Below are 20,516 nucleotides of genomic sequence, written 5' to 3' on the forward strand. Positions count from 1 at the left end.
CCACCCCGACTCCAGCACCAACACCCACTCCGACACCGACGCTTACCCCTATCCCTCGATTCACCCCGCTTGTCCCTCGTACTCCTACCCCCACCCCGACTCCATCCCCCACTCCCACTGCCACACCTGCCCCAGCAACGCCAACACCTGCGGCAGAGCTGGCCCTCAGCGGCGAGTGGCTTTACGAGGGAGGATCTTTTATCTGGCAGGGATCCCTGTGCAAGGTCAATGTTGCGGCTGGCGTCCAGGAAACCGTCTCCATTCGTCAGGAGGGCAACCAGATCAGCGTTTCCTCTCTCAGCTTTTCCGAACGCAGTGGCCAGCTCATCGGCAACCAACTTTCTGTCAGCGGTAAGGCAGCGGGTAGTGGCACCCCAACCATCACTTGGAGCGGCACTGTCAGCGCTGACGGGCGCTCGATTCGAGGAACGGCTACCTGTGGTAGCGCCAGCTTCGCCATTAGGCTCACACGGCAGAGCTAAATACCTACGCCTCCTCCCCGATCACCGCCGCCGCCGTCTTCCCTATCGTCCGGTTTCTGTTGCCGTTGAGGCGGTGGAGGAGGAGCAGCAAAGCTTTCGCTCACAACTTCGATGGTGTAAGGGCCTCGCCCAGGGCTACCCGGCCCAGCCGTTGGAGAGGCATTTTGCGCCCAGTAGCTTTGCACCTGGAGCAAGTAGCAGCGGTTTTGCCGCACGGGGATGGTTAGCTGAGAGGTGGTAAAGTTGCCAGGGGCAGCATCATCATTTACAAAAACGTCGGGATCCAATCTCCGGCTGCTATCAAAGCTGCCGATGACCAATAGCGGGTCGAAAACCGGGCTGGTCAGCCGGATCGTAACCCCGGTAACGTTGGCTGCAGAGGGAAAGTAAAGAAACGCATCTGAATAAAAGGTAAACGTGCCGGGAGGGGGTGGGAATTCCCGGGCATCTTGAATATTGCCCTCCTCATCATAATAAAACTCCGAAAGGCTATTCGGCCCCAAGGTTCCACTGCGCCTATCCCCCTGTCGGCGGAGGCCAATCGAAGCGAAAAAGTCTGGGCTGAAGGCTTGTTCACAGACATTCACCAGAGGCGGTAGTGTGCTCCCTCCACCTCCTCCACAACCTGCCAAAACCGCAGCCGAGGCCAAAAGGCCCAAGAAAACCCTCTGCAGGGATCCCTGCGGAGCTCTAGAAGCATTCGATGCTGGCCCCGGCATAAGCACTCCTCCGGACACCGGATGTCAATGTTCCTCTAGATTACGATGCTCTGAGCAATTCTCAGCAAAATGCAGATCACTGACAGGATTTTCCCACGTTTAGGCTTGCACCGGCCTGGGGGGGCTGTTCCGCTGTTGACCTCGAGAAGGGAGCTTCAAGGGCGTAGTGGGGCCGTTGAGCCAATTTTGTCCTCAGGAAGGGATCCAGAGCAAAACCCTTTTTCGCAGTGGGCTAACCACTACTGGCGTCGGGCTTCCTGGTGAGGAAGAAATGGGCCAGGGCTGCCACACATTCTCGATCTTCAAAGAGTAGGTCGCGTCGCTGCCGAACCTCCTCAGCCATGTGGTAGCGAAACTCAGAATCGGATCCCAGTTTTACGGCCAAATCCTCGTAGCTTTTCAGATCCGAGGCAATTAAGCTGTCCAGCTCCATTCTTTTGAGAATGGCATAGGTATGCCGCCCCCGCATCAGCTTTCCAGGGCAAGTGATCACAGGCAATCCGACCGCAACGGCCTCTAAGGTGGTGATCCCACCTGACCAGCCGTAGGAATCTAACATAAGATCGGCACAGCGGTTGAGATCCAAGTAGTCTTGATAATCCAATCCGGGCAGGATCAGGCAGTGGTCTTCTACATTGAGGCCATACAAAGAAAAAGCCCGGGTGAGCCGTTCCCGAAATTGTCGGGCAATAGCAGCATTGGGTAGAGCCAAGAAGACAAACTGAGCGTTGGGCACTTGCTGAGCAATAGCGGCAAAAAGATAGTCGTATTGGGGCAGATATTTACCCAAGTATTGACAAGCTAGGTAAACCACTGCGTTTCTGCGCAGGCCGAAATCCTCACGATAGCGCTTTTGCTGCGGCAAAACCGGCTTTTCAAAGCAAGTACCCAAATGAGGTAGCCGGATCAAGATTTCACTGTAGTGTTCCTGAGCATTCTCCGGCTCCATTAAATCGCTGGAGAGGAAATAGTCAATCGTAGAAAGTCCAGAAGTTATAGGATGAGCCCAAGTGGAGCACTGTATCGGTGCCAGTCGCAGGGAAGTCAGTTGCAGAATAAGAGGCGAAAGGCCGATCTCCAAATACACCAAAATATCTAGCTGATCCTGCAGGATTTGTCGGGCTGCATCCTCGAGGCTGCTGGGAATGTGTCGAAACACATCGGCATATTGACGATACCGGTCTGTCATGAAATCGGTTCTGGGATCCAAGTGATAGGCGAAGACTTGAAACTTTCGCTCCGAGTTAGCCTGTCCATCAGCCCAATTGGCGTTCAGGTACTTAACCCAACCCAGAGATAAGCGGCTGTAAGAGCAAGCTCGCATGGAAGCTGAGGCAAACCCAACTCGGAGGGGATCCCCTGGTTGGGATTGGCAAGGAAGATATCTCCAATCGGGATAACAGGCGTTGACTATGCGTTGAACAAACTGGGCATATTTTTTCTGCAAATCCAGGTCGTTGTAGCCTTGGTACTGTAGGTAGTGATTGGTTCCCAGTCCTGACGCCCACAGCGCTCTGCGACGTTGCTCCTCTGTTTCTAGGGGAGTTTCCTCAATAAGACGATCCAGGTGCTCAACAAAGCGAGCACGAAAGGAGTTGAGCTCTTCCTCACTCTGATAGACTGCCGGCAAGTAGAGATGATAAAACCAACGAGCCTGTTCTAACTGGGGATCCAAAGCCAATGCTTTCTCCAGGTGATCCAACGCAACAGCGTGTTCTCCTTGATCTCGGTAGGCGATAGCCAGATTCAGATGCACCTCTTCCAAAGGGATCCCTGTCTGTTCATCCGAGTTTTCCAGTAGAGGATTGAGTAGGGCAATGGCTTCTTCGCTACGTCGCAGGTTAACTAAGATTTTTCCAGCTTGAAAGGCAGATCCAGCAGCGTGTGGATTCAGTTTCAGGCTTTGCTGATAACAGGATAGCGCTTCCTCCAGTTGACCCAAAGACTCATAGACGACACCCAAATTGTGGTGATACAGAGCCACTTCGGGGTGTTGCTCAATGGCTTCTGCAATGAGAGCCGCTGCCAATTCCGAGTCTCCTCTGGCTTGAGCTACCGTTCCCAACAGGTGAAGGGCATCTGCATGCTCAGGAAAATCCGCCAAGATTTCGGAGTAAATGGCCTCTGCTTGCCGCAGATCTCCTGCCTGCTGAGCTCGGATCCCGGCCAGAAGTTTGTCTGTAGGTGTCAAGTCCGACATCCGCTACAAAGTGGCTAGAAATTCCCCAGATTTCTCTGCCCAGTATAGTCATTTCAAGTGGATACAAACATCCCCCAAGCTCCACCATTAGCCCTTTTCCCAGAGGAAGAGGGGAGTTGGGGATCAACGGAACAATAGTTTCACTGCTATTGGGAATGCCCCCGTTGTGTTGCTTCTGAGTTGTTGATGTTTGGATGTCTATGTCGGCATTTCGAGGACTTGTAACTCGCTTTTCCAAACCGGTAAGCGAGGAGAAGGGCAACCTAACTCAAATCCGCTGCCACCCGGTGGGCGCAGGCAAAGCCGGAGAAGGCAACGGCATTGAGCCCTTGGCCGGGGAATGTGCTATCCCCCACGCAGTATAGGTTGGGGATGGCGGTGCGATTGAAAGGCATGCCCAGCAAGCCCCAGGGATCCCGGCTGGGGATAGGCCCATAGGTGCCGTTGCTGCGGCTCAAGAAGCGGCGGTGGGTGCGGGGGGTGCCTATCTCCTTCAGTTCAATGTGGGATCCCAGTTGGGGCCAAAGGGCCTCCAGGCGGCGGATGAGGCGGTCGGCGGCTTGCTGTTTTTGGATCTGGTACTGGCTTGGGTTCAACCCTTGCCAGGTGGACATCCAACTGGGGGTAAAGGCATGAACAATGTGGCGGCCCGGGGGAGCCAGGTCGGGATCCAACAGGGTGGGGACGGAGACGAAAAGGGTGCCCTGCTCAGCCTCCATCTGATCCCAATCTTCCAGGAGAATGTGGTGACAATGGCATTCGCCGGCCAGGGCCTCGGCCCGCACCCCCAGGTGCAAGCTTAAAAAGCTAGGGGATTGCTGGTAGCGTTTTTGCCACTGCCGCTCCGCCCTGGGCAGGGATCCCGGCCATAGGCGCTCAAAGGTGTCCCAGCGGGTGGCATTGGAGATGATTGTGCGGGCAAAGAGCTTTTCCCCGCTGGCCAGTTCTACGCCCACCGCCCGACCTCTTTCTTCTAGGATCCGCCGCACGGGTGCTTTGTAGCGGATCTGCCCGCCATGGGCCTCTAGTCCCTGGGCCAGCTTTTGGGCGATCTGCCCCACCCCCCCTTTGGGATAGTTGACACCGCCGTAGTGTCGGTCACAAAACACCATCCCGGCGTTGATCAGGGGCGTGCGATCCGCCGGCACCACCGACCAGCAGTAGCACTCCATATCCACAAAGCGCAGCAAATCCGGATCCCGCAGACAGCGCCGCGCCACCTGGCCCACATTCACCGGCAAATAGCGCGCCAAGGTCAGGCAGCCGAGGGGATTGCTCACAAAAGAACGAAATAGATAGCCCCACTCCTCCAACGAGAGCAGCTCCATGGCGTTGAGGCTGTTGAAGATGGGCCACAGGCTATCGTAGAACCGGCGAATGCCGGCGGCTTCCCGGGGAAAGTAGCCGGATAGCTCCTGCAAAAACTGCCCGTAATCCCGGTGTACTCGGGGATTCAGCCCCTTGGGCAGGTGGTAGGCAATCTGCACCGGATCGGGGATAGAGTCTATGGACTGGCCCACCGCTGCCAAAGCCCGTGTCAGCAAGTTAGTGGTGCCTTGGGTGCCCAATCCAAAGATCATGGAAGCGCCCACGTCAAAGCGGTAGCTCCCGTTGCCTAAGGGATCCGGACGCTCAAAGTAGCCGGCACTGCCCCCTGGAATGAGGTATTTCTCCAGCACCAGCACACGGTATCCTTTGGCAGCCAACTGGCTGGCCGCGACCAATCCCCCGATCCCCGCACCGATGACGATGGCATCCCAAGCAGGGGAAGGGGTGTGCAGAGCCTGCAAGAAGGTCTGAGAAGGCAAAGTAGAGGTCAAGGGATCCCTCTGAAAACTCAAACGCAAGATCAGTATCTTTACCGTACCAGAGGTTCTAGGGTTTCCCCATGAGTTGAGCTCCCCTGGGAATGAGTTTGCCCAGATCTGCAAGATCCCCAAATAGAGATTGTGGCGCGGGCTACGGAACCGAATTCACGAATTTGCTATACAGAATCCGGCCACACGACACAGATGGTTTTGCCATGTTGGTGACCCAGCATCCTGTCTTTCGGCGCTTTTGGTACCCGGTGATGCCCCTCAGCCGATTGGAGCAGGGATCCCCGCAACCTTTCGAGCTGCTGGGGGAAAAGATCGTCCTTTGGCTGGACGAGGCCGGACAGCCCCAGGCAGCCGCAGACCGCTGCTGTCATCGATCGGCTCAATTGTCCAAGGGGATCGTTGGCAACGGCCACCTTCGCTGCCCCTACCATGGCTGGGAGTTTGATGGCACGGGAGCCTGTGTCAAGGTGCCGCAACTGCCGGATCAGGCCCGCATCCCAGAGAGCTACCGCATTCCCGCCTATCTCTGCCAGGCCCGCTATGGCTATGCTTGGGTGTGCTTGCATCCCCAGCCTCTACGGGGGATCCCGGTCATCCCAGAAGCCGAGGATCCCAGTTACCGGCTCATCCACGAGTTCTACGAACGCTGGGAATGTGCCAGCTTGCGCATCTGCGAGAACGAGTTCGATGCCGCCCACATCAGCTTTGTACACCAGAACACCTTTGGCAGTATGGAAGACTTGGTACCCAGCCACTTCGAGGTCGAGGAGCTGGACTACGGGATCCGCACCCGCACAGTGCTCGGTGTAGCCAACCCAGAGCTGCAACAAAAAAACCTGGGCATTGCCGCCGCCAAAACCGAGCGCACCACCACTTCCACCTGGCATTTGCCCTTCACCAACCACCTTCACATCCGCTACCCCAATGGCCGCAGCCATGTCATCGTCAACATCCCCACCCCCATCAACGACCGAGCCTCCCAAGTGGTGCAGTTTTGTTTGCGCAACGACACCGAAGCCGATACCCCAGCCGCCGAGGTTATCCGCTTTGACCGGGCTGTAACTTTGGAAGACAAAGCCATTTTGGAGACCACGGATCCCGACGTTCCTCTCACCCTCAGCACCGAACAGCACATGCTCACCGATAAGCCCGGGATCCTGATGCGCAAGCAATTGGCGGCTCTGCTCAAAGCCCACAGCAGCTCCTCAAACCAGATTTTCTAGGCTGCGGGTGCCAGCGTAGCGGCTGTAGGCGTAGATCAACCCCAGGGTGAGGCCGGTGACCAAAAAGCTGAGGGCCGCCCCGAAAGGATAGTCCAGGCTGGAGCCAAACTGCAACTGAATCACATTCCCGATCAACAGCGTTTTGCTGCCCCCCAACAGATCCGGCACTACGAACATGCCGAAAGCCGGGATCCCCACCAGAATGAGGCCCGCCGCCAGTCCAGGCAAGGTCTGGGGCAGAAGCACCCACCAAAAGACCTGCCAACCCTTGGCATAGAGATCCCGTGCCGCTTCCGCCAGCCGCCAATCGATGCGCTCCACCGCCGTGTACAGGGGCAAGACCATGTAGGGCAAAAACGTATAGACCATGCCCAGGTAAACCGCCAGCCAACTGGGATACAGAGCCGTTTGCGGTGGGATCCAGCCCAGCCAGGCCGCCAAGCGAGCCGGCCACCCTTCCGGGGCCAGCACCACCATCCAGGCATAGGTGCGGATCACCAGGTTCGTCCAAAAGGGCACCACCACCAAGGTGAGCAACAGATCCCGTTGTCGGGGTGGGTGGGCGGCAATGAAGAAAGCCAATGGGTAGGCCAGCAGCACGCAAAAAAAGGTGGTCACCCCCGCCACCAGCAGGCTGCGGCCCAAGATCTGCCAGTAGATGGGCGTCCATCCCAAGGGGCCAAAGCCGAGAATGCGCAGATAGTTCTCCAGGGTCAGGGGCAGTTGAATCTGGCCAAACTCCCCGCGGCTGAGAAAGCTGCACACCAACAGCAACAGCCCCGGCAGCACCAGAAAAAACATCACCCACAGCACCCCTGGCCCAGCAAAAATTAGGCTGCGCCCCAACTCCTGCCAAGGGGTGAGCAGCTCCCCAAATCGCACCTGGGCTTGGCCAGGGATCCACTTGCCCACAGGAGATGGCAGCTTCAACATCCAGTCTCCTCCTGACGGGGATCCGGTCGCAAACGGATTAGGCTTTTCGGGGGTAGGTGGGCCACCAGCGCTGCGCCGATCTCAAACCCTGCATCCTCAATATCGGTGTTGAGGGCCGTGGCCTTGAGCTGCTGACCTTGGTTTGTCCGCAACAGGTATTGGTTCTCAGCCCCAGTGTAGATGAGGTTTTCCACCCGCACCGGCACCTGGTTGGGCAGCAGATCCCAGCCGCTGCGAGAGAGCTGGATCTTTTCCGGGCGAATAGCCAATTGCACCGGTTCCGAGCTGGCCGGGATCCCCAAGACCTTCAGCTTTCCCAAGGGCGTATCCACACAGTCCGTCCCACAGGCGATCCCCTCGATCAGGTTGCTGGCCCCTAAAAAGTCGGCTACGAAGGCCGTCGCCGGGCGCTCGTACACCTCATCGATAAGGCCCACTTGCTCAATGCGCCCCGCCCGCATCACCGCCACCCGGTCGCTGGTCACCAAAGCCTCTTCTTGGTCGTGGGTAACGAAAATAAAGGTCATGCCCAGGCGGCGCTGCAACTCGCACAACTGCACCTGAAGCTGCTTGCGCAACTTGGCATCCAACGCCGACAGCGGCTCATCCAACAAGAGCACTTCCGGCTCGTTCACCAAAGCCCGAGCCAAGGCCACCCGCTGCTGCTGTCCCCCCGACAGCTCATGGGGCTTCCGCTTGGCCAGAGCTGCAATCTCCACCAATTCCATAGCAGCCGCTACCCGCTTGCGCAGAGCTTCTCCCCGCACACCCCGCATGCGCAGGCCGAAGGCGATGTTGTCCTCCACCGTCATAAAAGGGAAAAGGGCATAGCTCTGAAACACCGTGTTGACGTTGCGCTTGTGGGCGGGCAGGTGGCCTACCGGGCGACCTCGAATCACCACTTCCCCAGCATCGGCCATCTCCAGGCCGGCCAGGATGCGCAGCAGGGTGGTCTTGCCGCAGCCGGAAGGGCCCAGCAGGCTGAAAAACTCCCCCCGCCGAATGTTCAGCTCAATGCCATTGAGGGCCACAAAATCGCCAAAACGCTTGTAGAGGCCGGTTACTTCTACATCCCAGTCGGGATCCCGGACGGTGGAAGTACTGGAGATGACACTCGCGATCACAGTTGACAGCGCTGACAAACCTATCGAACTCAGTATGCAGGTCTCCGGGAAGATTGCAGTTGTCCTCCACACCCGGGGCACAAGTTCCAGGCCAAGCCCTGCAAACGGGGATCCCTGCCCACAGCCCTTCAAGATAGCAAGTCAAGATAGCAAATGTGGGGAACATTGTCGCCACGCCACCCCTGGGCAAACAGTAGCCAGAGATACCGGCTTGAGGAACAGTCTAATTCAGGATTGGAGGGGATTTTTCTTTAGATTGAATGGGTCTTTTGCAAGGGATCCCTGGCCGTGCCCGTTCACACCCTCAAAGCCACTCCCCATACCGTCCACTTGGGCGGCTTTTCTTCCCAACTGCCCCCGGCCTTGTATGTGCAATCGGGCGATGTGGTGCAGGTGGAAACCTACTCGGGGTTCGCCCACTACGGCAAAGCGCCGGACCGTTTCTTCACGCCCGAATTCCTCGAAATTTGCCAAACCTTGCCTGCCGAGCGCCGAGTGGGGCCGGGCCCCCATCTGTTGACCGGGCCGATCTACGTTGAGGGAGCTGAACCTGGAGATGTGCTGGAAGTGCGCTTGCAAGCGATCACCCCCCGCTTGCCCATCGGTTTCAATGCCATCCGTCCCGGATGGGGGGCTTTGCCCGGAGAATTTGATCAGCCGCGACTGCGCTTCATCGACCTAGATATAGACCAGGGGGTAGCGGAATTTCCTCCCGGCAGCGGCATCCGCGTCCCCATTCGCCCCTTCTTTGGCATCTTGGGGGTGGCGACCGAGGAAACCAGCCGCAGCTCTATCCCCCCCGGCAACTATGGTGGCAACATCGACAACCGCCAATTGCAGGCGGGATCCCGAGTTTTTTTGCCGGTCTTTGTGCCCGGTGCCCTTTTTTCGGTGGGGGATGGCCACTCCGCTCAAGGGGACGGAGAAGTTGATGTAACGGCCATTGAAACTTCCATGAATGGCACTTTGCAGTTGATCCTGCGCAAAGATCTGCCGCTCGAGGCACCGCTGGCGGAAACCCCGACCGATTTCATTACCATGGGCTTTGCCGAGGATCTGGATGCGGCCTTTGAGATTGCCCTAAGGCGGATGATCGATTTTCTGCATCGGTTTGTCGGCATTGGGCGAGAGGAAGCCTATGTGCTTTGCAGCATTGCTGTCCACTTCCACATCACGCAGGTGGTGAACAGCCCCATGAAAGGTGTGCATGGGTTGCTGCCAAAACAGCTCCTGCCCCGCCCTACCCTGATCTAATCGGATCTAATCGCGTCAGCGGGGCGGAGTCCTTACTGCTCCCATTACTGCTCCCAATAAGTATCGGCGATGGGATCCGCAGGTGTCGCGGGCTCCTGCATTGGCCAGACCCAATCCGTGAGGTCTTGAGAGGGGATCCCTTCCGGTAGCAGCCCATGGCAGCGGGAGCGAAACAGACAACTGTTGCAGCGCTCAGTGTGGGGGGTCATGGGAAAGTCTTGCGCCTCCAGTTGCCGCAGGTGGTTCAGAGTGGCTCTTAGGTGGGCCAGGTCTTGCTCATAGGCGGCGGCGCTGTAATACCGGTGGAAGGGCTGCTGCGGATGTTGCACATACCAAAAGGTCAGTTGCACCTGCTCCGGCTCAAAAGGGCCTTCCAGGGGCAGCTGCTGGGCCACCTCGCAGAGCAGCAGAGGGTAAAGGCGCACCTGCCAGTCTTGGGCCAACTGTTCATCGCGAGGACGTTGACGCTCAGTTTTCCAGTCCAGGATGTGCAGGGATCCGGGGATAATCACCAGCCGATCCAAACGGGCTATCAACTTAAAGCCCTCAATCCGTTGCCACAGGGGCAACTCCGCCAACACCCGTCCCTGGGGATGGGCATGGGAGCTGGCCAAGAACACGTGCCACCACTGCTGCACCCCTTCATCCAGGCCGGACAAACGCGGCTCCACCTGCCGCCCGCGGCTGTGCCACTCCACCAAACAGTGAAACTGCCGTCCGCGCCTCTGCTCCAGCTCGTGCTCAAAAACACTGGCAGCGGGCCAGATCAACCGCTCCAGGTACACATAGCGAAACAGGCGGGGGCAATGGTCCAGCAAGGCCAGTGAAGAGGCGGAGAGGTTGACCTGCTCAAGACTCAACCTCTCCAGAGAAGGGGCAGCAGGGATCCCAGACAAAGTGCTCCGCACCGCTGTCGCGAAGGGGAAGAGCTGGCAAGAGGGGGCTAAGTTCCACTGCTCTCAGGATACCCCCACCGCCACCAGGGGTCGCCCAGCGGAGGAGCTCATTTCCAACCTGCTCCAAATTTCCATCCTGCTGCTCCGCAACGCTTGCGCAGAAGGGCGTGGGCGGGATCTGGACTGCAACCGCCCGCTGGAGCTGGGATCCCTGTCGGGATGGCTAGACCCGGAACCGTCTGTGGTTGGGCTAGGTTCCCACCGGACTTGCCCAGACCCAGATGGCGACCATCCCATCCCAGAGCAACAGAAGCAGAGCAAAACATCCTAGGAGCCCGTACATCCAAGGCTGAACGTAGGGGCGCAGCCCGCCAATCTCCAGTTGAGCGTGCCGTCGAATCTCAGCCAACAGCTGCTTGAACCTGGTCACCCGCATCGGCAAAAGTACGCGATCCCCCCCTCGGCTGACCAAGTAATACACCATACCACCCTGGCTGGTGGAGCGGGGCTCAATGCGCTCGATATCGGCCCACCGGATCTGCCACTCCTGCCGCACAAAAGGCGGCACCCAACTGGGGTAGGTGGCCTGCATGCCCTCTTCGTCCAACTGAATCTGCTGGCTCAGGGATCCCAGGACTACTCCCCACCCCAGCAGCAGAGCCACCCAAAGGGATCCCAGCTCAAGAGGTGTTGCCTGTTGCCGGGCCAGCAAAATGGGCAGGGGCAGAACCAGTCCCCAGTACAGAGCCTGCACAGCGCAGCGAATTAGGGGGGAGATGGGGAAGGTCATCGTCGGCAAGATGAGGCTAGCTTTATCAAGCTTAAGATAGCGCTAGATAGCGCTTAAAAAGGCACCTCCTCCTCCAAGGACTCCGTCCCGCTGAGGCGAACGGCAAGCTGAGAAGACTGCTCACGCCGGTAGGACGGATTCCTTACTGCATTGGGAAAGTCTACGGGATGAGGACTCCGCCCCGCTGACGCGGACGGCTCTGCTCCTGTTGGCGAGCCGTAGGTCTCACCGGAGAGCAGGTCAGGGGATCCCTCGGCTTCTATAGCCTCTATTGAGGAGAGCTCTTCCGTGGATCCCGTCACGTCAGACTCCAACACCCCTTCCAAATCCACCAAGCTGCCGTTGAAGTGGTCAGCAAAACGGCGGGCAATCTCCGCCAGCTCCTGGGTTAGCTCGAAGGACTGCCCACCGTGCAGGGTGTCGCGGCGCTCTGCACGACTTGGAGAATCGGTCGCGACAGCGGTGCGGAGCACTTTGTTCGCACCGGCAGGAAAAAGTCCTTGGGTTGCCAAGCCGGCCACCTTGGGGCCACCCATAGGATTGTCCCGCTCAGGCTCTGGCGAAGGTGGGCTGGAGTCAGAAGGGGAATGTTGCTGTCGCCGGGCAAGGCCGTGGCTCTGCGGTTCTGCTCTGGGCTCCCTTGAGGAAGCACGACTGTTGGTGCTATCGCTCTGCAACCCCGGCGTGGTGACAGGATCCGGGGCCACGGGGGCGGGGGGCAGGTCTGTTTCTCGGCTGAGCAGTGCCGAGGACTCCGCACCGCTGACGCGAATGGAAACATGCGGCCCGCTGGAGCGCTGCACAATCAAGTTGAGCTGCACAGGGCGCTGCAGCAGGTTGTGGAGCACCGACCGCAGTTCGGCTTCTTTGCTGCGCACTTTTTCCACCAGACCCTTGCTGGGAAAGGCGAGGGTAATTGCTTCAGGAGTCTCTTGGTGCAGGTGGCCGGATCCCATCAGAGCCTTGGTGAGGGGAGAGAGGCGCTTGAGGAACTCGTCCCAGTGGGGGCGCAGCAGCTTGACTGTGGCGGCGTCCCTTGCCGGTTCTCTGGGCTGCTCCGAGGACTCCGTCCGAGTAGCGCGATCTGCCTTCTGGCTCGACGCAACAGCAGGGGAGGCTGAAGGCCCAACAGTTAATTCATCTATCTCACCAACAGTTGATGGGCTTGATGGGCTGATGGTCGCAGCAGGGGCCGGAGGGGCTGTCCCGTCCGGGGGAGTTCTCTGGGGTGCAGGAGATAGGTCAAGGGCTGGGGAAGGACTCTGTCCTGCTGACGCGAACGGTTCTTTATCCTCAGCCACCATGCTTGGGCGCAGCTGGCCCAGCAGATCCACTAGGGCAATTTCCAACCACAGTTGGGGCTGTCCGCTTTGACGAATTTGCGGCTCACACTGGCGCAGATGGCTCTGGGCTGCCAGCAGTATCTCCACCGAGTAGCGAGGGGCCCGTTGCTGCAGGGCTGCCCAGGTGGAGTCTGTTACAGCCACCAACTCCCGTTGCTGGGGGGCTGTCTTGACCAGCAGCAGATCCCGGTAAAGGGCCACCAAGTTCTGCAACAGGGCTAAGGGCTCTTTGCCCCGCTCCAACAATTGCCGAGTTTGGCCGAGTACCGCCTGCACATCCTGAGCCAGCAGCGCATCCATCAGAGCCAAAAGCTGCTGTTCCGGGATCCCGCCCACCAAGTCCCAAACCGCCTCCGGGGTGATGGATCCTTCCAAGAGGCTGAGCTGGTCCAGCAGGCGTTCGGCGTCCCTCAGGCCCCCTTGGGAAAGTTGGGCCACCAGTTGCAGCGCCTCCGGCGTGATAGGGATCCCTTCTTGGGCGGCGATCTTGCCCAGGTGGGCCACCATGTCGTCGAGGGGGATGCGGCGGAAGTCAAACCGCTGACAGCGGGAAACAATGGTGGGCAAAACCCGCTGCGGGTCAGTGGTGGCCAGGACAAATACCACGCGGGGGGGCGGCTCTTCAAGAGTTTTCAGCAAGGCGTTGAAGGCCGCATTGCTGAGCATGTGGCACTCGTCGATGACATAGACTTTGTAGCGGCTGTTCACCGGGGCAAACTGGGCCCGCTCGATCAGCTCGCGGATGTTGTCTACGCCGGTGTTGCTGGCCGCGTCAATCTCGAGAACATCCAGGGAGGCTCCCGCAGTGATGGCGCGGCATTGGCTGCACGCCTGGCAGGGATCCGGCGTCGGCCCCTGTTCACAATTCAAGGACTTGGCCAAGATGCGGGCGCTGGAGGTTTTTCCCGTGCCCCTCGGCCCGCAGAACAAATAGGCAGGCGCCACCCGCCCCAGCCGGATGGCATTGGCCAGCGTTTGCACCACCGCTCCTTGGCCGACCACATCGGCAAAGCGCTGCGGGCGGTATTTTAAATGCAGGGGTTCATAGTTGCCAGCGGTGGCCATTTCCGGGATCTCCAAGCAAGCAGCGCCCCAACCGGAACCGCGCAAGAGCTCTGCTCTGCTGACGCGATCCCACCGGGGCTCCCCTATTCTGGCTTCTCGATGGCGGGATCCCTCTTTGCCCATCAAGAGTGGGGCTGGGCGGGCAGAGCTTTTGTGCTCCGCTCCGCTGAGGACTTGGGATCCCGGCGACGCAGAGAGGGAAGCTGGGGCAGTTGCACTCTCCAGCCGGGCGAGTCAAGCTGATCCATGTGCTGCACGCGGTAGCTGAGCTGATACACCTCCTTCCTGAGCTGGCGATTCTCTGCCTGGATGGCGGCGATGCGCTGGCGGATGGGCTGCAGGCGGGCTTGCAGCTTGCGCCGGTAGAGCTCTGGCAACTCTTGAATCATCTGCTCCAGCAACTGCTTCTCTTGGTAAAGCTGCTCGATCTCCGCCTCATAGCTGCGAATTTGCCGGTGTTGCTTTTCTTGGCGCAGCTCCAGAAGGTCTATCTGGCCCTGCAAGATGCGATTGCGCTCTCGCAAAAGCTGGATTTCCCGCTCCCGCGCGGCCAGAGCTTGAGCAAACTCCGTCTCGCCAACGCAGCCTGCTTCCTGCATCGTTTCTCCCTCAACCCATCCGTACATGGATACCAAGGGATCCGTCCCACCAGACCCTACCCGTCACTGTATCCGGCCCGCGGGGGTGAGGCAAATGGCCTCTGGCCCGCCGACGCCAAAGCTTGCTTCACCTGGGCTTCCAGCTCAGCCAGGGATCCGGAGTTGTCCAGCACCACGTCTGCACGGCGCACTTTTTCCGCCAAAGGCCACTGGCTGGCAATGCGAGCTTCGATTTCTTCCGGCGTCAGGGGATCCCGGCGGGCAAGGCGTTGCCGCTGCTGCTCTGGGGTGCAAGTCACCACCCAAATCTCGCTGGCCCAATTTTCCATGTGGGCTTCAAACAGCAACGGGATCATCAGACAAACGGTTTGAGATCCCTGCCCAGAAGAAAATCCTACCCCGCTACGCTTTTGGGAGGCAGGCTCTTCCTCAAGCGGCACCCCATGGACTTTAGAGCTCTGCTCCGCCAACGCGGACAGAAAATCTTGCAGTTGAGCTCTAACGAAAGGGTGGATTTGGGCCTCTAGCCAAGCCCGCTCAGCGGCATCTGCAAACACGATCTGGCCCAACTGCCGGCGATCCAGATCTCCAGAGGGCGTTTGGATGGCCTTTCCATAGCGTTCCAGCACCCTGTCTCGAATAGGGGATCCCAATGCCAAAGCCTGGCGGGCCATTTGATCGGCATCGGCCACCGGGATCCCGTGCTGCTCCAGGATGCGGGCCACCGTGGATTTGCCCGTGCCCACTCCGCCTGTCAGGCCGATGATTCGCATAGCTGTCGTGGTTACGGTTTAGCTTGCTGGGGTAGAGGGGCGCTGCCAGGGTAAAGCCAGTTGAAGGTTTTTCTTCAAGGGGAGGCCGTTTTTGCAGCCAGCGGAGAAGAACGGTGCTCTGCAGAAGCGGGCAAGGGGGAGCTGGGCGGCAGCAGGCTATACTCAAAGCCCTCCACCAAGGCCTGACAGGAGGCTTCGATGATGTTGGTGGAAACCCCCACCGTGGTCCAGCGGCGGTGACCGTCGCTAAACTCCACCAGCACCCGCGTTTTGGCCGAGGTGCCGGCCCGCCCATCCAAAATGCGCACCTTGTAATCAGACAGGTGAATCGCCTCCAGTTGGGGATAGAACTCCAGCAGCGCTTTGCGTAGCGCCCCATCCAGAGCGGCCACCGGCCCATTGCCTTCCGCCGCCGTCACCCGAGTTTGCCCCTGCACCGCTATCTTCACCGCCGCCAAAGATTGCACATCCGTTGCTTCGCCACTGGGATCCCGGTCTTTGCTGTTCCAATCGGAGCGGGTGGTGGTCGTCACGTTGAAGCTGAGCACCTCAAAAGGATGGGAGCGTTGTCCCAGCAAGCCCCGCACCAACAGCTCAAAGCTGGCCTCAGCCGCCTCAAACTGGTAGCCCTGCAGCTCCAGGGTTTTCAGCCGCTCCAAAATCAAGCGCACCTGCGGATCCGACTTCTCCAGCCGGATCCCGAATCCGGCCATTTTGTGGAGAATGTTGCTCAGCCCCGCCTGTTCCGAGACCACAATGCGGCGACAGTTGCCCACTTGCTCCGGGGCGATGTGCTCGTAGGTGAGGGGGTTTTTCTGAACGGCGCTGACGTGGATCCCGCCTTTGTGGGCAAAGGCCGATAGGCCCACAAACGGAGCATGGTCATCCGGGGCCAAATTGACCACCTCGCTGATGGAGCGGGAGATCTCCGTCAGGTGTTGCAGCTTCTCTTGCGGCAGACAGCGATAGCCCAGCTTCAGTTGCAAGTTGGGAATGACGCTGCACAGGTCGGCATTGCCGCAGCGTTCCCCATAGCCGTTGATGGTGCCCTGAACCATGCGCGCCCCCGCCTGCACCGCCGCCAGGGCATTGGCCACAGCAGTGCCGGAGTCGTTGTGGGTGTGGATCCCTAGGGGCAAGTGCTGCAGGTGATGGGATTCTGCCAAGACAGCTGCCGTGATCGCCGCAATCTCGTGGGGCAGGGATCCGCCGTTGGTATCGCAGAGAACCAGCCACTCTGCCCCTGCCTCGGCAGCCGCCACCAGGGTTTGCAGGGCATAGTCGGGGTTGTGGCGATAGGCATCGAACCAGTGCTCGGCATCGTAGATGACCCGCCGCTGCTGGGATCCCAAGTAGGCAATGGTATCCCGAATCATAGCCAGGTTTTCGGCCAGCGTGGTGCCCAGGCCCTCGGTGACGTGGAGATCCCAAGACTTGCCGAAGACGGTTATATAGCGGGTGCCCGCCGCCAAAATGGCCTGCAGCATGGGATCGTCTGCCGCCCGCCGCCCCGGCTTGCGGGTGGAACAAAAGGCCACCAGCTCTGCTTGGGTCAGAGGCTCCTCCCGCATCTGCCAGAAAAACTGCACATCTTTGGGATTGGCTCCCGGCCAACCCCCTTCAATAAACGGGATCCCCAGCCGATCCAGCAGCTTGGCAATCTGTAACTTGTCTTGCACCGACAGCGATAGACCCTCTCGCTGGGCCCCATCCCGCAGTGTGGTGTCGTAGAGAGTGATGGTGGCTGAGCAACCCAGATCAATCTTCATATCGCATCAGTTTCTTGTAAAAGGCGGTGGAGAAATCCGGCTGTTGTCCGCGCTGCACCAAAGAGACGACATCAATCAGATAATCCACAAACTCGTAGTTGGCGATGGAGAGCTGATAGGTGAGATCTGCATCCTGAGCAAAGATCACCTGAACCACCGTCAGATCCGAGGGCAACGGGGACGTATGCCAACTGGCCAAGAAGCGGACAGGCTCTTCCCCCTCGATGGCCCTCTGCCCTTCCAGGCTGGCTTTTTTGTAGAGGCCCACCGCAAGGGCTAGGTACTGTCGGCGGGCAACAGCGTAATAGGGCTGATAGACGGCCACTTCTGGCGGGCTGGCAGGTTCAAGTTGCAAGGCCATAGTGCGCTAGGAGAGGGATACAGCTTTTTCTGATTTCATGAAGTTCTACAAAATGGGTGGGATCCCCATAGCCAAGAGAGATCTCTGCATTGGCTGTAGCAAGTGTCGCCGGAAAAAGCTGTGAGGTCAATTGTGGCAGAGAACCCAGAAAAAATTATAAGGGGCCACTGCAACCCATTTCATTCAGCGTATCGCGAAGCGGTGCGGTTCCCGGTAGGGTGCCGGAGGCATAGCACCATCGCGACAGCAGGTCAGCGGACTACGGATAGATTGCCCAATTGTCTACTTTTCCTTGAGGGATCCCGCATCCCAAGCTGGAGGGAAGCGTTGGAAAGTCGGGGATCTCTAGGAAAGAATAGAAAAGGAGGGATCCCTGCCCCTGCTCGCAACCGGCTCTTCTCCTGCCGGCGGTGGCGAGACGGTGCCCTTGCTTGGTTCTCCAAACGCTTGGCATCTCCTGGCTTCATGAACACAACCCAAGGCCCAACCGCTTCTCGTCTCGACCTTCTCCCCCCGGGAGAGGGAGGAACAACGGCCAGCCTCCTGCTGGAGTGGGATCCCGTCCTGCAGCGCAAGTTCCAGCAGCTTGTCCAGATCTTCGCCGAGATGGAGCAGGTCTTGGTGGCCTACTCTGGGGGGGTTGATAGCAGCCTGGTGGCCAAGTTGGCCTGCGATCAGCTGGGGGAGCGGGCCCTGGCTGTCACCGCTGCTTCTCCTTCGCTGCTGCCCGAAGATTTGGAAGAAGCAATTCAGCAGGCTCGGCAAATCGGGATCCGCCATCAGATCGTCGAAACCCACGAGCTGGAAGATCCGAGCTACGCTGCCAACCCCGTTAACCGGTGTTACTTCTGCAAAAGTCACTTGCACGATACCTTGCGCCTGTTGGCCCAAGCCCAGGGATATAACCATGTGGTGGATGGCCTCAATGCCGACGATCTGGCCGATTACCGACCGGGGACACAGGCAGCTCGGGAGCGCGGCGTGCGTTCCCCTTTGGCGGAGGTGGGGATGAGCAAGCTGGAGGTGCGGCAATTGTCTCGCCACCTGGGGCTGTCTTGGTGGGATAAACCGGCCCAACCCTGCCTCAGCTCTCGCTTTCCCTACGGGGAGGCAATCACCCCTGAGAAGCTGCGTCGGGTGGGAGCGGCGGAGCGCTACTTGCGCAGCTTGGGTTGGCGGCAGGTCAGGGTGCGCTCGGAGAAGGACACCGCCCGCATCGAACTTCCTCCGGATCAGATCGTGGAGTTTGTGCAGAAAACCAATCTGGAAGCGCTGGTCAAGGCCCTGCAATCCTTCGGCTATCTCTATGTCAGTCTCGATCTGGAGGGCTACCGCAGCGGCAAGCTCAACCGAGTCCTCAACCTTTCCCAGTTGGCCACAAGCTAGCGGGCTGGGGAAGCCGTAGGGGATCTGTGTTGAAGTTTTGCGCCGGGTGATTATGAGAGGGTTGCGGTTGCTCTGGCTCTGCTTGGGAGTGCTGGGGTTGGCAGTTGCCGGCCCTGCTGCGGCTCAGGTGGAACCACAGAAGAAGGGGGGCGCTCAGCCCATAAGTACGACCGACCTCAGCGCCGTTGCCGACCGAACGTTACGGCTGCGTTCTGACCGGCAAACCTTCGATCAACGGGCGGAAGTCTTCCAAGCAGAAGGCAATGTGGAGATGCGGCTGGGTCGCTCTGTGTTGCGGGCGGATCGCCTGCGCATTGAGCTGCGACAGCGGCAGGCTGTGGCCGAGGGCAATGTCTCTATTCAACTGGATCGGCAGCGCATCCAGGGATCCCGCCTAGAATACGACTTTGAGCAAGAGCGGGGATTTTTGGAAGAGGCCTTCGGGCAGGTGGATATTGGCCAGTTGCAGGCCGGTGGATCCCCGGCAGCCGCTTTGGCGCCAGAGCGGTTGGTGCGCTTTCGTGCCGTTCGCATTCGCTTCGATGCCAACACCTGGGAAGGAGAACAGGTGCGGCTGACCAACGACCCGCTGGATCCGCCGGAGTTGGAGATTCGTAGCCCACGGGTGACCTCCACCCTGCAAGCCGATGGCTCCAGCCTTTTGATTGCCGAGGCCGGCCAACTGGCCTTCGACCAGGTCTTGTTTCTGCCTCTGCCCATTCGGTTGCGCTTCGACTCATTAAACCGTCAGCCTCCGGTCAGCATCTTCTACGACGATTTCGACCGACAAGAATTGCGACGGGGCCTGATCCTGCAACCCAACTTCGAGCTGCTGCGGGATCCCAATGTGAGCTTGGTGCTCTCCCCGCAACTGTATCCACAACGTCTTTGGGGCAGTGAGCAGGGCCTTTTGGATGGGATCGGGCTGCGGGCCGATTTTCGTTGGCGGCAACCGGAAGCCAACGCTCAAACCTCGCTGTTTGCCGAGCTGCGGGGGATCGTCTTCCAGGAGTTTGCTCAGCGCTTGCGAGCCCAGGTCGAACACCGCATCACCACCGGCGACGGTGGAGAAGTCGCCTACACCTACGCCTATCGGGAACGCTTCTTCAGCGGTCGCCTGGGGTTTCAAATTGTGGAAAACCGCCTCGGTGCCAGCTACCGCTCACCCACCCTCCGCCTGGGCAATACCGGCTTGGATCTCAGCTACCGCATAGCCGCCGACTACATCGATGCCTTGGGGCAGCCGGATGAAATCGACACGGATCCGGAGTTGGCCTTAGCCAACACCACCGACCGCATTCAGCTCTCCCGCCTGCAACTGGGGGCAACCTTGAATCGCTCCTTTCCCCTCTGGAGCCCTCCCAAGACGGCGGCGGATCCCCCACCCCGCTTTTCCGCTCTGCCCATCGAGCAAGGGATCTGGCTCAGCACCGGTGTGAGCAGCAGCCAGTCTTTTTACTCCAATGGCCGAGCCCAGAGCTATACTGCCGGCAGTATTGGCATTGATGCGGTGATTGGGGCTTTTGTGGCCGATACCTTCGACTACACCAACCTGAGGGTGACCTACTCCAACGGTTTTTTGGCCGGAGCCTCGCCGTTTTTGTTCGACCGCATCACCACGCGGGAACAGCTCGTCCTGGGCTTTTTGCAACAACTGTACGGCCCGCTGCGGGTAGGGGCAGAGACAATGGTAGATTTGCAGTCGGGCCAGCAGGTGGATGTCGTCTATCGCCTGGGCTACGACCGCCGCACCTATGGCTTTAGCCTGCAGTACAATCC

The 20,516-nt window shown here is 59.2% G+C and carries 16 protein-coding genes and 1 pseudogene; 5 read left to right on the forward strand and 12 right to left on the reverse strand.

Translation table 11 applies throughout. The annotated features are described in order from the left end of the window. Positions 1 to 482 (forward strand): annotated as a pseudogene (locus NW856_RS01805) (serine/threonine protein kinase); the annotation flags it as partial. Here the strand turns inward: NW856_RS01805 and NW856_RS01810 are convergent. The 3 genes from NW856_RS01810 to crtH form a co-directional block, all read right to left on the reverse strand. Continuing rightward, entirely contained in the window at positions 479 to 1,201 is a 723-nt protein-coding gene (locus NW856_RS01810) for a hypothetical protein (RefSeq protein ID WP_414398795.1), read from the reverse strand. The pseudogene NW856_RS01805 and the gene NW856_RS01810 overlap by 4 nt on opposite strands. Positions 1,202 to 1,433: 232 nt before the next feature. Beyond that, the gene (locus tag NW856_RS01815) at positions 1,434 to 3,401 is read right to left on the reverse strand and encodes a tetratricopeptide repeat protein (RefSeq protein ID WP_414398796.1); all 1,968 of its coding nucleotides are present in this window, start codon (positions 3,399 to 3,401) and stop codon (positions 1,434 to 1,436) included. 263 nt (positions 3,402 to 3,664) lie between these two features. Continuing rightward, a complete protein-coding gene (gene crtH, locus NW856_RS01820) occupies positions 3,665 to 5,221 on the reverse strand; it encodes a carotenoid isomerase (protein WP_414398797.1) in 1,557 nt (518 codons plus the stop codon). A gap of 203 nt (positions 5,222 to 5,424) precedes the next feature. On the opposite strand from crtH, the gene NW856_RS01825 reads away from it, so the two are divergent. After that, positions 5,425 to 6,444: a Rieske 2Fe-2S domain-containing protein gene (locus NW856_RS01825; protein ID WP_414398798.1), complete on the forward strand. Its 1,020-nt coding sequence runs from the start codon at positions 5,425 to 5,427 to the stop codon at positions 6,442 to 6,444. On the opposite strand, the gene NW856_RS01830 is transcribed toward NW856_RS01825, so the two are convergent. Further along, positions 6,427 to 7,377, reverse strand: a complete 951-nt coding sequence (locus NW856_RS01830) for an ABC transporter permease (RefSeq protein ID WP_414342559.1) — start codon at positions 7,375 to 7,377, stop codon at positions 6,427 to 6,429. The two genes, NW856_RS01825 and NW856_RS01830, sit on opposite strands and share 18 nt — an antisense overlap. Continuing rightward, complete coding sequence (locus tag NW856_RS01835) at positions 7,371 to 8,501, reverse strand: ABC transporter ATP-binding protein (protein WP_414398799.1); 1,131 nt, start codon at positions 8,499 to 8,501, stop codon at positions 7,371 to 7,373. Before NW856_RS01835 ends, NW856_RS01830 begins: the two co-directional genes overlap by 7 nt. A gap of 288 nt (positions 8,502 to 8,789) precedes the next feature. Here NW856_RS01835 and NW856_RS01840 point away from each other — a divergent pair, with 288 nt between their 5' ends. Further along, a complete protein-coding gene (locus tag NW856_RS01840; RefSeq protein ID WP_414398800.1) occupies positions 8,790 to 9,755 on the forward strand; it encodes an acetamidase/formamidase family protein in 966 nt (321 codons plus the stop codon). A gap of 44 nt (positions 9,756 to 9,799) precedes the next feature. Here the strand turns inward: NW856_RS01840 and NW856_RS01845 are convergent, their stop codons facing one another. The 7 genes from NW856_RS01845 to ebsA form a co-directional block, all read right to left on the reverse strand. After that, positions 9,800 to 10,663, reverse strand: coding sequence for a PD-(D/E)XK nuclease family protein (locus NW856_RS01845; RefSeq protein WP_414398801.1), 864 nt, complete (start codon positions 10,661 to 10,663; stop codon positions 9,800 to 9,802). A 238-nt stretch (positions 10,664 to 10,901) separates the two neighbouring features. Then, complete coding sequence (locus NW856_RS01850; protein ID WP_414398802.1) at positions 10,902 to 11,441, reverse strand: hypothetical protein; 540 nt, start codon at positions 11,439 to 11,441, stop codon at positions 10,902 to 10,904. Positions 11,442 to 11,494: 53 nt separating this feature from the next. Further along, on the reverse strand, positions 11,495 to 13,849 hold the full coding sequence (locus NW856_RS01855) for a DNA polymerase III subunit gamma/tau (RefSeq protein ID WP_414398809.1): 2,355 nt from the start codon (positions 13,847 to 13,849) through the stop codon (positions 11,495 to 11,497). 122 nt (positions 13,850 to 13,971) lie between these two features. Continuing rightward, entirely contained in the window at positions 13,972 to 14,448 is a 477-nt protein-coding gene (locus tag NW856_RS01860) for a hypothetical protein (protein WP_414398804.1), read from the reverse strand. Between the two features lie 56 nt (positions 14,449 to 14,504). After that, positions 14,505 to 15,221 (reverse strand): dephospho-CoA kinase, encoded by a 717-nt coding sequence (gene coaE, locus NW856_RS01865; RefSeq protein ID WP_414398805.1) that lies wholly within the window; start codon positions 15,219 to 15,221, stop codon positions 14,505 to 14,507. Between the two features lie 74 nt (positions 15,222 to 15,295). Continuing rightward, entirely contained in the window at positions 15,296 to 16,990 is a 1,695-nt protein-coding gene (gene cimA, locus NW856_RS01870) for a citramalate synthase (RefSeq protein ID WP_414398806.1), read from the reverse strand. Continuing rightward, positions 16,980 to 17,351 carry a type IV pilus biogenesis protein EbsA gene (gene ebsA, locus NW856_RS01875; RefSeq protein ID WP_414343182.1) on the reverse strand — a complete coding sequence of 124 codons (372 nt, stop codon included), beginning with the start codon at positions 17,349 to 17,351 and terminating at the stop codon, positions 16,980 to 16,982. The genes cimA and ebsA overlap by 11 nt, the downstream gene beginning before the upstream one ends. A gap of 465 nt (positions 17,352 to 17,816) precedes the next feature. Here ebsA and larE point away from each other — a divergent pair, with 465 nt between their 5' ends. Together larE and NW856_RS01885 are read left to right on the forward strand one after the other, a co-directional pair. Continuing rightward, positions 17,817 to 18,737, forward strand: coding sequence for an ATP-dependent sacrificial sulfur transferase LarE (larE, locus tag NW856_RS01880; protein WP_414398807.1), 921 nt, complete (start codon positions 17,817 to 17,819; stop codon positions 18,735 to 18,737). Between the two features lie 52 nt (positions 18,738 to 18,789). Then, on the forward strand, positions 18,790 to 20,516 hold a 1,727-nt coding region (locus NW856_RS01885; protein ID WP_414398808.1), incomplete at its 3' end, for a DUF3769 domain-containing protein.

It is taken from the genome of Synechococcus sp. R3-13 (genome assembly GCF_047462195.1).
In the GTDB taxonomy this organism is placed as follows: domain Bacteria; phylum Cyanobacteriota; class Cyanobacteriia; order Thermostichales; family Thermostichaceae; genus Thermostichus.